This is a genomic window from Luteirhabdus pelagi (assembly GCF_016827595.1).
GTDB lineage: Bacteria > Bacteroidota > Bacteroidia > Flavobacteriales > Flavobacteriaceae > Luteirhabdus > Luteirhabdus pelagi.
Map to the genome: position 1 here is coordinate 763,872 of NZ_JAECMS010000002.1, position 15,343 is coordinate 779,214.

General features: G+C 38.9%; 14 protein-coding genes. All 14 read left to right on the plus strand.

Going from position 1 to position 15,343, the window contains the following annotated elements; all coding sequences use genetic code 11:
- The 14 genes from I4Q58_RS08315 to I4Q58_RS08380 all read left to right on the plus strand — a co-directional run bounded on the left by I4Q58_RS08315 (window position 1) and on the right by I4Q58_RS08380 (window position 15,201).
- Window positions 1–1,932 carry a heavy metal translocating P-type ATPase gene (locus I4Q58_RS08315; RefSeq protein ID WP_203295407.1) on the plus strand — a complete coding sequence of 644 codons (1,932 nt, stop codon included), beginning with the start codon at window positions 1–3 and terminating at the stop codon, window positions 1,930–1,932.
- A 77-nt stretch (window positions 1,933–2,009) separates the two neighbouring features.
- Window positions 2,010–2,450, plus strand: coding sequence for a hypothetical protein (locus I4Q58_RS08320; RefSeq protein WP_203295581.1), 441 nt, complete (start codon window positions 2,010–2,012; stop codon window positions 2,448–2,450).
- A gap of 71 nt (window positions 2,451–2,521) precedes the next feature.
- The gene (locus I4Q58_RS08325) at window positions 2,522–3,706 is read left to right on the plus strand and encodes a TolC family protein (protein ID WP_203295408.1); all 1,185 of its coding nucleotides are present in this window, start codon (window positions 2,522–2,524) and stop codon (window positions 3,704–3,706) included.
- A gap of 18 nt (window positions 3,707–3,724) precedes the next feature.
- Window positions 3,725–3,907 carry a hypothetical protein gene (locus I4Q58_RS08330; protein WP_203295409.1) on the plus strand — a complete coding sequence of 61 codons (183 nt, stop codon included), beginning with the start codon at window positions 3,725–3,727 and terminating at the stop codon, window positions 3,905–3,907.
- A 74-nt stretch (window positions 3,908–3,981) separates the two neighbouring features.
- Window positions 3,982–5,484: an efflux RND transporter periplasmic adaptor subunit gene (locus I4Q58_RS08335; protein ID WP_203295410.1), complete on the plus strand. Its 1,503-nt coding sequence runs from the start codon at window positions 3,982–3,984 to the stop codon at window positions 5,482–5,484.
- A 12-nt stretch (window positions 5,485–5,496) separates the two neighbouring features.
- Window positions 5,497–8,580 (plus strand): efflux RND transporter permease subunit, encoded by a 3,084-nt coding sequence (locus I4Q58_RS08340; RefSeq protein WP_203295411.1) that lies wholly within the window; start codon window positions 5,497–5,499, stop codon window positions 8,578–8,580.
- Window positions 8,581–8,887: 307 nt separating this feature from the next.
- A complete protein-coding gene (locus I4Q58_RS08345; protein ID WP_203295412.1) occupies window positions 8,888–9,298 on the plus strand; it encodes a protein NO VEIN domain-containing protein in 411 nt (136 codons plus the stop codon).
- A gap of 138 nt (window positions 9,299–9,436) precedes the next feature.
- Window positions 9,437–10,060, plus strand: a complete 624-nt coding sequence (locus I4Q58_RS08350; protein WP_203295413.1) for a hypothetical protein — start codon at window positions 9,437–9,439, stop codon at window positions 10,058–10,060.
- Between the two features lie 152 nt (window positions 10,061–10,212).
- The gene (locus tag I4Q58_RS08355) at window positions 10,213–10,980 is read left to right on the plus strand and encodes a DUF6577 family protein (RefSeq protein WP_203295414.1); all 768 of its coding nucleotides are present in this window, start codon (window positions 10,213–10,215) and stop codon (window positions 10,978–10,980) included.
- Window positions 10,973–12,076 (plus strand): nucleotidyl transferase AbiEii/AbiGii toxin family protein, encoded by a 1,104-nt coding sequence (locus I4Q58_RS08360; RefSeq protein ID WP_203295415.1) that lies wholly within the window; start codon window positions 10,973–10,975, stop codon window positions 12,074–12,076. Before I4Q58_RS08355 ends, I4Q58_RS08360 begins: the two co-directional genes overlap by 8 nt.
- 10 nt (window positions 12,077–12,086) lie before the next feature.
- A complete protein-coding gene (locus I4Q58_RS08365) occupies window positions 12,087–12,809 on the plus strand; it encodes a hypothetical protein (protein WP_203295416.1) in 723 nt (240 codons plus the stop codon).
- Window positions 12,810–12,823: 14 nt separating this feature from the next.
- A complete protein-coding gene (locus tag I4Q58_RS08370; protein WP_203295417.1) occupies window positions 12,824–13,504 on the plus strand; it encodes a hypothetical protein in 681 nt (226 codons plus the stop codon).
- Between the two features lies 1 nt (window position 13,505).
- Window positions 13,506–14,417 carry a hypothetical protein gene (locus I4Q58_RS08375; protein ID WP_203295418.1) on the plus strand — a complete coding sequence of 304 codons (912 nt, stop codon included), beginning with the start codon at window positions 13,506–13,508 and terminating at the stop codon, window positions 14,415–14,417.
- Complete coding sequence (locus tag I4Q58_RS08380; protein ID WP_203295419.1) at window positions 14,410–15,201, plus strand: UPF0489 family protein; 792 nt, start codon at window positions 14,410–14,412, stop codon at window positions 15,199–15,201. Before I4Q58_RS08375 ends, I4Q58_RS08380 begins: the two co-directional genes overlap by 8 nt.
- Window positions 15,202–15,343: the final 142 nt, after the last annotated feature.

Below are 15,343 nucleotides of genomic sequence, written 5' to 3' on the forward strand. Positions count from 1 at the left end.
ATGAAAAAGAAAAAACTAAATCTAAGAGACCTCAAGGATCCTTCAATTGAAAATAAGGTTTCATCACAACTGAGCATTAAGGAATACATCCCTTCCATATTCAGTTTTGTATTGCTTATAGTAGGTATTGCGGTTGATTATTTTGACGCCTTCCCATTTTTTAAAAGTTGGGTGCGAATCGTTTGGTATGCGGTAGCCTACATCCCCGTTGGTTTTCCTGTTATAAAAGAGGGATGGGAAAGTATCAAGGACGGTGATTTCTTTACCGAATTTTTCCTAATGTCCATCGCAACCCTGGGGGCGTTCGCCATTGGGGAATACCCTGAAGGCGTTGCGGTAATGCTTTTCTATGCCGTAGGTGAGCTCTTCCAAAACGCAGCTGTAAAACGAGCAAAGGGTAATATAAAGGCGCTGCTTGATGTACGCCCTAATGAGGCCGTGGTGTATCGAAACGGCGATTATGTTTCCGTCAATCCCGAGACCGTGGAAATTGGAGAAAAAATACAAGTGCGCGTAGGCGAAAAGATTCCTTTAGATGGCAAATTACTATCCGAAAAAGCATCGGTCAATACCGCAGCGATTACGGGGGAAAGCAAACCCGACACCATTGCCAAAGGAGACAAGGTTTTTGCCGGGAGCATCAATCTAGAAGGTGTTATAGAAGTGGAAACCACCAAAGAATTCAAGGACAGTTCCATTGCCCGTATTCTCGATATGGTACAAAATGCTACCGCAAGAAAATCAAAGACGGAACTGTTTATAAGGAAATTTGCACGCATCTATACTCCTATCGTAGTTTTTTTAGCGGTATGCTTAACGTTTTTACCTTATTTTTTTGTGGACGATTACGTGTTTCAGGATTGGTTATACCGAGCCTTGATTTTTCTGGTAATTTCTTGTCCCTGTGCATTGGTCATTTCCATTCCCCTAGGTTATTTCGGTGGATTGGGTGCCGCATCCCGTAACGGTATACTTTTCAAGGGCGCATCTTTTTTGGATGCAATGACCCAAGTGAATACGATAGTAATGGACAAAACCGGAACCGTTACCCACGGGGTCTTTAAAATAAAGGAAATTAAACCCATAACATTAGAAAAGGCAACGTTTATGAAGTACCTGATGGCGATGGAAGAACAATCCACACATCCCATTGCGAAGGCGATATTGGAATATAAAGCGGACGGTTCTGATTATGAGGCCACCAATGTTTCAGAGGTTGCCGGAAAAGGATTGAAAGGGATGGTCAACGGAAAAACAGTACTTGTAGGTAACAAAGCATTGATGACCTCAAACAGTATTGAAGTTCCTTCGGAAACAGATGGTATTGTAGAATCAATTGTTATGGTGTCTATTGACGGAAAATTTGAAGGTTATGTAACCATTGCAGATGAATTAAAGGATGATGCGCACCAAGCCATTAAAAAAATTCGAGATTCAGGAATTTCAAAAATCATAATGCTATCAGGTGATAAGGATTCAATAACTCAACAAGTTTCAAAAGAATTAAATATCGATTGGGCAAAAGGTGGGTTGTTACCTGAAGATAAACTGAATGAGGTTGAAAAGCTTAAAAAGCAACCTGAAACGAAAGTCGCATTTATCGGCGATGGCATTAACGATGCACCCGTATTGGCAGCGAGTGGTGTGGGTATTGCGATGGGCGGTTTAGGAAGCGATGTCGCCATTGAAACGGCAGATGTCATCATCCAGACCGACCACCCGAGCAAGATTGCAAGAGCTATTAAAATTGGTCGTTCAACCCGTAGGATTGTCTGGCAAAATATTGGGCTTGCCTTTGGGGTTAAGGTCATTGTACTAATTCTCGGTGCAGGTGGATTAGCGACAATGTGGGAAGCCGTTTTTGCTGATGTTGGTGTTGCTTTATTGGCTATTCTCAATGCTGTTCGATTGCAGAAAATGAAGTGGAACTAATTATTGTCCAAGTTATATTTTGATTTCAAGTCTTAAAACTCTAAAAATATACTCAAATTTCATTAGTTTTGTATTTGATGCAAAAACCAAATAAAATAGCGGCATTCTTCTTTTTAGGCTTATTTAGTCTAATGATGCTGCATCAGGTTCTTCCACATTTGCATCATCAGAACGAGGAAACGCATTCCCATTCAGATATTGCGCATACTGGCGAACACCATCATCACGATGACGGTTCTCACGGGAAAGAAGAATCCCCATACGGTTTCTTTGGATTCTTTATGGATATGCACGTTCATTCAACGGTGTCCAGCGATATTGTTGTACTTAAAAGGAATACTGTTGAGCAACAGACTACTGTAGATGACAATATTGTAAAAGCTGTATCTGATTTTCAAGAATTTTATGTCGTTGATAAAAGGCAAAACGCTAAGCCCCCAATTTATCAGCCACCCAGTTACTATTTCAATCCTTACCTCTCATCCCTCGATTTACGGGGCCCACCATCTTTAGGTTAATCGTTTAGGAATACCTACCGCTACGGAAGGAATCCTCTTGTACATTAAGATTAAAGCTAAAACTTCAAACAATGAATAAATACATCGTGTCCGCGATTTGCGGATGCCTGTTCTTTGCTAATGGTTTCTCACAGGATAAAAACATTGGGGAACTGCTTAACGAAATAGAACAGAACAACACAGAGTTGAAAGGCTATCAATCGTTCATTGAAAGCCAACAACTCGAAAACAAGAGCACCAATAATTTACCCGACCCACAGCTTTCAGGCTATTATTTGCCCTTTGGCGATAACGTATCGGGAAATTACACCGAATATGAAATATCGCAATCCTTCGAATTTCCGACGGTTTACGGTTCACGCAGTAAATGGAACGACTTAAAGGCGATACAACTGCAAACGTCCTATGCCAAAAAGCGGCAGGAAGTTTTATTGGAAGCAAAATCGGTATTGATTGAACTCGCTTTCCTTCGAAAGCAGAAAGCTATTGAATCCGAAAGGCGAACCCAGAGCAAACAGGTTTTCGACCAGGTTCAAGAGCTGTATGATAAGGAACAAGTCGGGATTTTGGATTTGAACAAGGCGAAAATCGCTTGGATTCAAGAGCAATTCGTTGTTCAACAGATTGAAAGCGAAATCCAAATTGTACTGTCCAACCTCAGAACATTGAATGGCGGGAATGCCATTGATGGTTTTACAGCAGGTATCGATTTGCCTATCGAGGTTGCCGAGGTCGAAACGCTTTGGCAAGAAAGATTAACCAGCGACCCTTCGTTACAAGGTTTAAAGGCAGCTGAAACGGCTTCGCTTCAAAAAGTAAAACTGGAAAAAAACAAGGTCTTGCCAAATTTGGCACTTGGTTACAATTATCAGGGTGTTAGCGGCAGTAATTTTTCGGGTTTTTACGGTGGTCTTTCCATTCCGTTGTGGAACAGCAAGAACAAAGTTAAAGCGGCCGAAGCCGATTATGAGTATCAGCAATCGAATACGCAAGTCATTACCGCTTCGCTCTATGCCCAATTTCAAGAAACATACAATCGATACGAATTGATGCTCGAAAAATACAATAAGTATCAAACCACAATGGGCAACTTAAACAGCGAACAACTGCTCTTTAAGGCATATATGTTGGGCGAATATTCGTTTATGGATTACTATGTAGAGCTTCAGTTTTACCGCAATGCATCAGACAGAATGTTGCAGATGGAAAAGGAAGTTAAATTATTACAGGCACAATTATTAAAACATCAATTATAAAATTTAAAACATACAACTATGAACATTTCAAAAACAATATTCGCAATAGCAATCGCATCAACTTTTCTGGTAACCTCTTGCAGGGAAACTAAAAAAGAGAGTACAGATGACCACGGTCACGAACACAATGAAGACGGAAGCCATATGCACGAGGAAGACATAGAACAGGAAGAATTTGAAGTAGGAAAAGATGCTATGTAAAAAAAGACCGAAACCCACAAACACGATGATGGGTCAGAACACCACGACCATTAAAAATCAAAAACATACGAAATATGAAATATATAATAATAGTGCTCGCCTTTTTGGCAATGTCCTGCAATGACACCGCAGAAGACGCACACGCACACAACGAAGATGGTAGTCACGTTGGCGAAGAAATTCCACGATTGAGCCATACTATCTGGACGGATAAAACAGAGCTCTTTGTTGAGTTTCCTGCGCTTATAGTGGGTAACGGCAGCAAATTCGCAGCCCACTTTACGGTTTTGGATAAACACCAACCCGTTCGGGAAGGTTCTGTAACGGTAAGTTTGATAAAAGATGGTAAAGGAATCAGAAATAAGGCAGATGCACCGTCATCACCAGGTATTTTTTCGCCTGCTATACAACCAAAAGAAGCTGGGAACTATCAATTGGTTTTTGAATTGACGACACCAGAGTATTCAGATAGAATTTCCATTGATGATGTAATGGTATATGCCACTACGGATGAGGCCATAAAAGCTTTGGGTAAGGAAGAAGACGATGGAAGTATTTCGTTCTTAAAGGAGCAGGCTTGGAAAATCGATTTTCAGACCGCACCTGTTGTTTCTGGTAAAATCTACGATGTCATCAACACATCAGGTGTTTGGATGCCATCGCCAGGTTCAACAAAGTCCTTGGCGGCAAAATCCAATGGTGTGGTGGATTTTAAAATGGATAACCTTACAGAAGGTACAGCGGTAAAACAAGGCCAGCTGTTAATGAGCTTGAACAGTCAAGGTTTAGCTTCGAACAATTTGAGTACGGATATCGCTTCCGCGAAAGCGAAATTCCAACAAGCCAAATCGGAATATGAACGGAAGAAAGAGCTATACGAGTCTAAAATTGTCCCAAAATCTGAATTTGAGAAAGTGGAAAGCAGTTTTGAGATAGCCAGAGCTAACTATCAATCCTTGGTATCCGGTGTTTCGGGCGGAAGCAAACAAATCCGCGCCCCTTTTGATGGGTTTATCAAATCCATAACCGTTTCAAATGGCGATTATGTAGCACAAGGCGTTGCGCTGGTAAGCGTTGGAACACATCAATCCAAGGTTTTAAAAACCCAATTGGCACCCGACTACGGACTTACGATGGACAATGCACAGGGCATTTGGTATCAGGATAATGACGGCCAATGGAAGGACGTAACCGATGCAGAGGGCAAAATCCTTTCTATTGGTAAAGACGTAGAACGTGAAAACCCATTGATTTCTGTTTTCGCACAAGTAAACGCAGAGGTCGAAATGCCTGAAGGTAGCTTAACGCCCGTACAGATTGCGATGGGAAATGCTACCCAAAACACAATGATTCCCGTGAATGCTCTTTTGGAGGACTATGGCAGCTATTCCGTTATCGTTCAGCTTTCGGGCGAAAGTTTTGAAAGACGACCTGTAAAGATTGGAAAACGCAATGGCGAAAATGTAGAGATACTGGAAGGTCTGCAAGTGGGCGAAGTGGTCGTGACAACGGGAGCGTATCAAGTTAAAATGGCTTCAATGTCCGGTTCTACACCGGCACACGGTCACGAACATTAAAAACGAAGAGAAATGTTAAATAAAATATTATCAATTTCACTTCAAAACAGATTGCTCATTCTATTGGGAGCGGTTGCATTGAGCGTGTTGGGCATCTATTATGCCCGTACGATGAACGTGGATGTATTCCCAGACCTAACGGCACCTACGGTAACCATTCTTACCGAAGCGCACGGAATGGAATCTGAAGAAGTCGAAAAATTAGTAACCTATCAATTGGAAACTGCCTTGAACGGTTCGCCCAACGTGAGACGAATCCGTTCGTCATCGGCAGCAGGTATTTCCATTGTTTGGGTAGAATTTGAATGGGGAACCGATATTTACCGTGCACGCCAAATTGTAAGCGAACGCATCCCAATGGTACGAGAGAACCTACCCGAAGGAATCGGTGCGCCTACAATGGCACCTATATCTTCCATTATGGGCGAAATAATGCTCTTGGGCGTGACATCGGATAGTCTTTCGCCAATGGAATTGCGAACCTTGTCCGACTGGACCATCAGGCCTCGTATAAAAGCCATTGGCGGTATTGCAAATGTGGTGGTCATTGGTGGAGATTACAAGCAGTACCAAGTATTTGCCAATCCCGAAAAGATGAAGTATTACGACGTAAGCCTATCAGAATTGGTAGAACACGTTAGGGAGGCTAACGAAAATGCCCCTGGCGGTATTATAAACCAATATGGCAATCAATACATCATTAAAGGAAGCGGTAGAGCCTATGTGCTGGAAGACTTGCAGGAAGCGGTTCTAAAGCAAGTAAACGGCCAGACCATAAAGATTAAGGATGTGGCCACGGTACAAGTAGGAGCTGCCGATAAAATTGGCGATGGCTCGTTAAACGCAAATCCCGCTGTGATTCTGACCATTTCTAAACAGCCCGATGTAAACACCTTGGAGCTGACAGACCGCTTGGATGAAGCGATTGCTGATTTAGAATCCTCATTGCCAAACGGGGTCAACATCAAAAGTCAAATCTTTAGACAATCCGATTTTATTGATGCTTCTATTAGTAATCTAAATATGACTCTTTTAGAAGGTGCATTTTTTGTAATGATTATCCTTTTCATCTTTCTGATGAACTGGAGAACTACCGTTATTTCCTTGCTGGCTATTCCTATTTCATTATTGGTTTCCATCATCATATTAAAATGGTTGGGTTACACCATAAATACAATGAGTTTGGGTGGTATGGCCATTGCTATAGGTGCGCTGGTAGATGATGCCATCATCGATGTGGAAAATGTGTATAAACGCTTGCGCGAAAATATCAGAAAACCGAAAACAGAGCGGGAATCGACCATAAAAGTAGTACGTGATGCTTCGGTAGAGATACGAAGTTCCATTATCATCGCTACCTTAATTATTATTGTATCATTTGTGCCCTTGTTCTTTTTAAGCGGAATGGAAGGTCGCTTGTTGCAACCGCTGGGAATAGCCTTTGTAACATCAGTATTGACCTCATTGGTAGTTGCCGTGACGGTCACGCCTATTCTGTGTTCCTATTTATTGAGCAATGAAAAGCTTTTGAACAAGCAGGCTGAAGGTACACGCGTGGAGCGATGGCTACAAAGACGGTATGGAGCTCTTTTGGAACGTGTAACCAGAATACCCAAAACCATTATAGGCGTAACCGTGATTGCCTTTCTGTTAAGTCTGTTGGTTGTCATACAATTAGGGCGGAGTTTTCTTCCTGAATTCAACGAAGGCTCTTTGGTAATTAGTGTTGTCGGTCCCCCGGGAATGTCTTTGGAAGAAAGCAACAAGACAGGTAAATTAATCGAGACTATACTATTGGATATGCCCGAAGTAGAGGTCGTTACCCGAAGACAAGGCCGTGCCGAACTGGACGAACACGCGCAAGGTGTCAATGCTTCTGAAATTGATGTGCCTTTTGTCCTTGAGGACAAAACAAAAGAAGAGTTCTTTGAGGAAGTCCGAAACAAATTGAGCGTTGCACCAGGTGTCAATATTACCTTGGGACAACCCATCGCCCACCGTATTGACCATATGCTTTCCGGAACACGCGCCAATATTGCCATCAAGATATTTGGTTCAGATTTACAACAACTATTTGAAGTAGGCAAAAGCGTGGAACAGAACATCAAGGACATTGATGGATTGGCAGATGTTGCGGTTGACCAACAAATTGAAGTACCGCAAATACGCATCAAACCCAAACGCCAGATTTTGTCGGCTTATGGAATGACGGTGGGTAATCTTATGGAACAAGTGGATATCGCTTTTGCGGGAGAAGAAGCGGGCGAGATTTATGAAGGACAGCAATATTTTGATTTGGTGGTCCGTTACGAAAAACCGTTTCGCGACAATATTGAGAACATCAATAAGACCTTGATCAGTTTACCGAATAGAGGACAGACCACGTTAGGCGAATTGGCTACGGTACAATCCGTGAGTAGTCCAAATACCATCAATCGGGAAGATGTGCAACGAAAGATTGTGGTAGCCGCCAATGTACAGGGCAGGGATTTGCGTGGTGCGGTAAACGAAATAAAGGAAGTTGTGGCCAATAACGTGAATATGCCAGAAGGCTACCGTGTGCAATATGGTGGACAGTTTGAAAGTGAATCCAAAGCATCACAGCTTCTCTTGATAACGGCCATCATCGCCATAGCTGTCATTTTCTTGTTATTGTATTATGAATTCAAGGACGTAAAACTGGCGTTCGTAGTGTTGATTAATTTACCTCTGGCATTAATTGGCGGCATCTTAATTGTCTATTTCACATCAGGCATCATCAGCATAGCTGCGACCATTGGATTTATTAGTCTTTTTGGGATAGCAACACGTAACGGTATTTTATTGGTTTCTCGTTATGAAGATTTGCGAAAAGAAGGAATCCAAGGATTTCAATTGATAAAAAAAGGTGCATTGGATAGATTGAATCCCATATTAATGACTGCCTTTACCACAGGTCTGGCTTTGATACCATTGGCCTTAAAAGGTGGCGAACCTGGTAGTGAGATACAAAGTCCTATGGCAGTTGTTATTTTAGGAGGATTGTTATCGGCTACTATTTTGAACTTGGTGGTAATTCCTTGTGTATATCAGTTGGTTCTGAAAAGGGAAAAATAGCAAACGAATTACAATTAAAAACCTTCTTACTATGGTAGGAAGGTTTTTTTATGCATTAATTTTATAATCCCACTCAGCACATTCCCCTACATTCCGTGAAAAGAGCTTCATTACAAAGGTCTTGGACACAATCCCCAATTTCAGTTTTCCATTCCGTTAACCCTTCCCGTCCCGAAACTTCGGGACTGGGAAGGAACACTACATTTCCGTACCAAAATCGTGAATTATTTCGCTTGAAACCCGTCTTATTTTTCACAAAGTCTATTTGTTTTTTAATTCAGTTATATTGTGTGAAAATTTAGCTTAAATGGAAAAACTAACGGAAAATAAAACCATTGAATTACTGATGCCTCATTTGGTTCAACAAGGCTATGAGATAGAGAGTTATTGCTTGGGCCAAACGAGAGGATATGATATTGTAGCTGTAAAGAATGGCCAAAAATTATTAATTGAGGTAAAAGGTGCAAAAGCACATAAGGATTTGCCTACGAAGCGACGAGATTATTTCAACTCTGGACAGATTAAAACTCATTTGGGTAAAGCAATTATTAAATGCTTAGAAACCAAAGTTGCGTTCCCAAATGCAAAAATTGCCATTGCACATCCTGAGGATGAACAAATAAGAAAAGCAATAGCCAGTATTATTCCAGAGCTCAATAAGATAGGTATACAACATTATTGGGTTAATGCTAATGGAACGGTAACCCTTGAAAAATAATTGATTTTGAATACAACAATGAATTCCAAATTATTTTCTTTATTTCATTTCTTGAATGAGAACAGATATCATAATAAAAGGGTCCAATCAAATTCTTATTACCGGTTTTTAGCGCCGTTCGATTCACTCGAAGATAAATTGTATTCAGTTCTTCATCACGTAGCGAATACACAAAGCCAACCTAAAATTGATTTACTCGCACCTTTTTTTCAGAAAGTATATTCGAATAAATCGCAGCTTCATAGTTTTAAGACATTCATCGATTTTCTAACAGATAAAAAAAATGGTGCCTATAATTATGAATCCCTTTACAATGGTATGTTGAGACAAAAAGGTTGGGGCAACAAAACATCTGCCTTATTTACCAAAACCATTTATCACTTACATAATGTTAAGTATGAATTTCAAAATTCAATATGGGACGATGCACCCAAACTCATAGACGTGAACGAGAAATTTTTCTTGCCAGTTGATGCTGTGATTGAAGCAATTTTCCATCGTATTGACCCAACAACTAAATGGAATTTCCATAAAATAAATAAACTGCTACTGCATAATTATTCTTCTGAAGAAATGGAAGTTTGGGATGACCTTTGGTTTTGGGGGTTTATAAATCAACGCGGTTCTGGTCTAACAAGAGAATTTGTTTGGAACGAATCCAAATATTGGGCATTACTTGAGACTGAAAAGAATAATGCTGTGATTGAAGAGATAAAATTGAAATCGTTGCAATTCCTTTCCATATTGAACCCAAAACAGTAACATATGTATTTGCTATTATCATATTCTAAGTTTGTCTGAATTTAGATAGATTTAATTTCCAATTATTACCACTTAATCTATATAGTGGCGAAAATTTGTTTTCAAATATTCGCCACTTTTTTGTATTTTTGGCAAAGTTTTGATTTTTAACTATGCCAAAGATTATTGAAAATAAACTGATACAAGCTTTCAAAGACCGTAGTTCTTTTGATAGGGATGCGCTATATAACTTCTATCTGGATTTCGAACCAGACCTAAAAGAAAGTACATTTAGTTGGCGAATTTATGACCTGAAGAAAAAGGACATAATTAAAACCATTGGTCGTGGACTTTATGTTATTTCCTATAAACCTAAATATAAACCTCTTCTATCTGATAGTGTGTTCAAAATAGCCCGTAAAACCAATGAGCGTTTTGAAGATATAAAATATGCCATTTGGGAAACCCAATGGCTCAATGAGTTTTCTCAGCACCAGACGTCAAATCAAATGATTGTCGTCGAAGTAGAAAAAGAGTTTGTAGACTCACTCTATTACTACCTAAATGATAATCTAAGAATGGATTTTTTCCTAAATCCAGATGAAAAGGAAATTCAATTCTATATTTCAGAAAGTAACGTGCCAGTTATCATTAAACGTTTGGTGACAAGGGCACCCATACAAAAAATAAAAAATAAAAAAGCGGTAGTGCCCATTGCAACACTTGAAAAGATTATGGTGGACCTGTTTGCAGATGAAAATCTGCTACATTTTTACCAAGGTTCTGAAATGGTAAACATTTACGAGAAAATAATTGATAGATATAGCATCAATTTTACAAAGTTGTTCAGCTATGCCAAGCGACGAAAAAAAGAACAGGAAATAAAGCAGTTTATAAGCAACAACATTCCAAATTTCTTAGAAGATATTAAATATGATTAATAACAAAAGTTTTGAAAAGGAATGGCTGAATGGCTTCCGTGCAAAAAAGGAACATAAGGGTATCGATGTAACTATATTGGAAAAAATGGTTCACGCACTATCATTACTCGAACATTTAAAAGTTTTAGGACTTGATTTTGTTTTCAAAGGTGGAACATCACTTGTGCTTTTGCTAAAAGAAGGGAACCGATTTTCTATTGATATCGATATTATTTCCAGCGTTGAGCGTGATAAATTAGAAGAAATTTTGGATGCAGTTGTAGCCAATTCACATTTCAAAAAGCACGTGCTTAATGAGCATAGAAGTTATAAGGAAGGTGTTCCAAAGGCACATTACACCTTTGAGTTCGAGTCGGTATATAATCCAAACGTTCCTGGAACCATTCTATTGGATATCCTTTTTGACAGTCCGCACTATCCAGAACTTATAGAATCGCCCATTGAAACACCTTGGCTGTCAATCGATGGAACTGCTACAACGATTACTACGCCTTCGGTAAACGCTATTTGTGGCGATAAGCTAACAGCTTTTGCACCAGATACCATAGGCATACCATACTACAAAGGCGACCAGTTATTTGCAATGGAAATCTGCAAGCAATTGTTCGACTTGGGAAAACTTTTTGAAAATATTACTGATGTAGCAATGGTAAAGAAAAGTTTTTCAGCTTTCGCGAAAGCAGAACTATCCTATCGAAGTTCAGACAAGGATTTTAGTAAAAGGAAACTCAATGAAAAGGATGTGCTATGGGATTCCATAAATACCTGTGCTATTATGGCAAGACGAGAACGTAACCCAACCGCTGAAAAGAAAAAGAAATTTGCAGATTTAAGCTCTGGCATACGAAGCTTTGGTAGCGCATTTTTAATGACAGGACATTTTAGGATTGAAGAAGCATTGGCAGCTTCGGCCAAAGTAGCCTATTTGAATGCTATTATTCTACAAAAAGAGGATGTTGAAATAGAATATTATGAGAATCAGGATACAAAGGAATTGGTTATTAAAAATCCAGATTGGGCCTTTTTGAACAGATTAAAACGCCAACCCGATAAATCTATATTTTATTATTGGTACAAGGTGGTAGAACTATTGTAAATTAATGTGAATGGAATTAAAGTATATTATAGAAATCTGTGTCGCTATCGACATCGCAATTTTGGGTATAGCATATCCTATTATCGTGGATAAAATATCCAATATAGGTCACAAGTTTTCATCAAACTATCTGGCTAATGCTTTTGAAAATGAATTTCCGCAGACAAAACTTTTTGGGATATTTCCCGGAAGGTCAAGAAGAATAACAGTATTTGAATGGGTTTTGTTCTTTACAATCGGCTCTTTTATATTCTTAATATTAGACCGTGAACCACTTTTTTGGAAGGATAGTTGGATGATGCAAAACTCAGCAAAACTTCTGACGCTATTCTTAACAGTATCATTGGTTGTCATTTTTATTATTTGGTTAGATAAGGTTTCGCTGTACAATGGCAAGTCCACACGTTTGCTTACCTATATAATTTCCGAATACCGAAAGCTAAAAAAAGGCCAAGATGGCAATTACCATTTCAAGATTATTAACGAACTGGCAATATTTGCCATTAGGACACAGGATAAAGGTTTAGAAGAAACATTGGTTAATTTCTACACGGAAGAATTCAATAATTACCGTGCTAACTTCATTAGACCAAGAGAGGAAGAAAAACCAGATGGATTTGAAAACTTTAAAGTTGAGTTTAATCACGAGTTCCACTATGGTATCAGGGAAATCATTAGAGAAGTTGCCAAAGGTAGAAATGAAGACTTACAAAGTCTCGAATATTTGTTGTAAGTGGCGTATGGTTAATGGGACAAGGTATTTTTGAAACACCCATCTCAAATGACACCTATAAAGAACTTTGGCGCAATGTTGTACTTATATCAAACAATCCCAAATTTGTAGGTAACTATTGGGGTACGGCACATCAATATTTTAATTTTGGATTGCAACGAGTCTATGGCACAGATTACAGTTTTGAGACTAAAAAATATGATAACCAGTCGTTAATAGATAAAAGAGACAACGAAAGAAAACGTTTTTTTGAGTTTCACTTGGCATTAGGAGGCTTATTGATATATCAGAAAAACTATGAAGCACTTAAAACGCTGTTTACATACACACAACACCAGCCACCTAAATATGTTCTGCTGCCTAATAATATGACCGAGATTTTTACGTGGTTCAGTAGCTTTAAAGACGAGTTTGGGAGAGGTTATTACCCTATTGATTTATCATACCCTTTCCCAGGATTGGATAATTTAGGGAACAGAAGGCGTGTTACATTCTACATCTGTCAGTATTTGACATTGCTTTTTCTAAGGCAGTTTAAATTGCCAAAATACAATACCTACGATAACTTCACAGGACAACCTACTTTACCACAAGCCGAAGTGTTAGAACTATTACGATGGCAAGAATCCATAAATTATTTCAGGTTTTGTTTAAAAAAGGTGTTGAAAGATGAAAATCTCTTAAATACAATATGATATGAAAAAGAAGGAGATAAAGAAGCTAAAAAAGAAGTCATCAAAATTTATTGATGTTCTCGAATCATCAATTGAAGAGGCTATTGAGGATGCAAGATTAAATGCGGATATTGACTACGAAAAAGAATGGGAATTCTATGAAAAATCTAAAGATGCGATTGTTGGAGCATTAGAAAAGTTTGATAGTATTCAAAATTCAAAGAAGGATTTTGAAGGAGAGCCTACTATTTCCTTCGGTGTAAATGGTACAATGAATTTATTTCAAAAATCTGCATTTACAACCGGAGATATTCCACATCTAAATGCAGACACGATATTATCACAGCAGATAGTTTACCAGAACATCAATTATTATATTCCCAATGCGTTTTTATCAGCTCGGAAAAAGAGGTATCTTCTTCGTAAAGAAGATTTGGTAAAAGGGATAGAAAAATTAGGTTTTGATGTGGACAGAGATATTATGGTAGCAATGAATCTTAATATATATGGTATCGATGATTTCCAGAACATTGAGGAACATATTACACGAGTTCCATCTACAGGACTCAAAAATGTACTATTCGTTCTACCGAAAGCCGATTTGCCTATCCTAAAACATAAAGAACTTGAGGATAGTGAACAAAAAGAACATCAATTGGGCATATTAGATGATGATAGAAAAATCTATGGTTCTTTAATCGACCTAACACAAGATGCCAATGCGAATCAAAGAGAAAAATGGAAAAATTCAAACATTGATTTTGCGACCGATTTAAAAGTGCAGCTAACTATAGCTTTTATTACTGAAGTTGTTTGGAAAGCCAATGCCAATGTAGTTCAAATTAATATTGAAACTTCATTAAAGGAACAAGGCATCGTAAATGAGCTGTCTGATATAGAGAAGTTGGTGCCAAAAAAGGAAACCAATGATTGAGTTCAGAAACCCTCATCATATAGAACCACCAAGCGTTTTGAGACAAATTCTATCTCATCCCGCAAATGACACAGAAGTTATTGAACTTGCAGTTTTTCAAGAACATCGTTACGCATTTTTCTATTGGAACAAATGGATGCAAGACAACAAACCTAAGAATCCACCTTGTTTGGTCTCATTGGATTGGCATCAGGATTTATGCTATCCGTGTGAAACAGAAAGAGAATGGCTTGATAAATTGGATTTGACAAGCGATGCAGAAGTCGCTTTGTTTTCTTGGGCCAAATTAGCTGGAAATAACGATGGGCATATTCTGTGTGCGGCATATCTTAACTTGATTGGCGATATTTATGTGCATTGTAGGCAAGAAATGGGACCAAATACTTGGCAAGATGAAGAATTGATAGACACCTATGGCAACAAACACACCATCAAAAAATTCAAAACTTATGAAGGTCTTCAAGATGCGCTTTTGAAGTCGTCAGAGTCGTCCGTATTTTTTGATATTGACTTGGATTTCTTTTCAGTAAATAACGGCCTGAGTGATGGCTCGTTCGAATTCACGTATCTTCAAGAAGAAGAAATAAGAACGATGTTGGATAAAGACCATCCGCTAATAAGTTGGATTTTTGAGCGCATAAAAGAGTTTACTATTGCAACAGAACCTGAACATTGTGGTGGGCTTTTAAAAAGCAACAAATTTCTTGACCTAATTAGTGACATTTATTTCAACCCAGAGTTGTTTGCCCCAAAATGCAATTGGAAATGGAAACCAAAGTATTAATAATCCACTCAGCACATTCCCCTGCATTCCACGCTCGCCTGCTGAAAAAGCAGGCAACCACTTCACTTCGGGAAAAGAGCTTCACTACAAAGGTCTTGGACACAATTCCCAATTTCAGCTTTCCATTCCGCTAACCCTTCCC

Coding starts and splice junctions, on each gene's coding strand:
- I4Q58_RS08315 (WP_203295407.1), top strand. CDS start 1: ATGAAAAAGAAAAAACTAAATCTAAGAGACCTCAAGGATCCTTCAATT.
- I4Q58_RS08320 (WP_203295581.1), top strand. CDS start 2,010: ATGCAAAAACCAAATAAAATAGCGGCATTCTTCTTTTTAGGCTTATTT.
- I4Q58_RS08325 (WP_203295408.1), top strand. CDS start 2,522: ATGAATAAATACATCGTGTCCGCGATTTGCGGATGCCTGTTCTTTGCT.
- I4Q58_RS08330 (WP_203295409.1), top strand. CDS start 3,725: ATGAACATTTCAAAAACAATATTCGCAATAGCAATCGCATCAACTTTT.
- I4Q58_RS08335 (WP_203295410.1), top strand. CDS start 3,982: ATGAAATATATAATAATAGTGCTCGCCTTTTTGGCAATGTCCTGCAAT.
- I4Q58_RS08340 (WP_203295411.1), top strand. CDS start 5,497: ATGTTAAATAAAATATTATCAATTTCACTTCAAAACAGATTGCTCATT.
- I4Q58_RS08345 (WP_203295412.1), top strand. CDS start 8,888: ATGGAAAAACTAACGGAAAATAAAACCATTGAATTACTGATGCCTCAT.
- I4Q58_RS08355 (WP_203295414.1), top strand. CDS start 10,213: ATGCCAAAGATTATTGAAAATAAACTGATACAAGCTTTCAAAGACCGT.
- I4Q58_RS08360 (WP_203295415.1), top strand. CDS start 10,973: ATGATTAATAACAAAAGTTTTGAAAAGGAATGGCTGAATGGCTTCCGT.
- I4Q58_RS08365 (WP_203295416.1), top strand. CDS start 12,087: ATGGAATTAAAGTATATTATAGAAATCTGTGTCGCTATCGACATCGCA.
- I4Q58_RS08370 (WP_203295417.1), top strand. CDS start 12,824: ATGGGACAAGGTATTTTTGAAACACCCATCTCAAATGACACCTATAAA.
- I4Q58_RS08375 (WP_203295418.1), top strand. CDS start 13,506: ATGAAAAAGAAGGAGATAAAGAAGCTAAAAAAGAAGTCATCAAAATTT.
- I4Q58_RS08380 (WP_203295419.1), top strand. CDS start 14,410: ATGATTGAGTTCAGAAACCCTCATCATATAGAACCACCAAGCGTTTTG.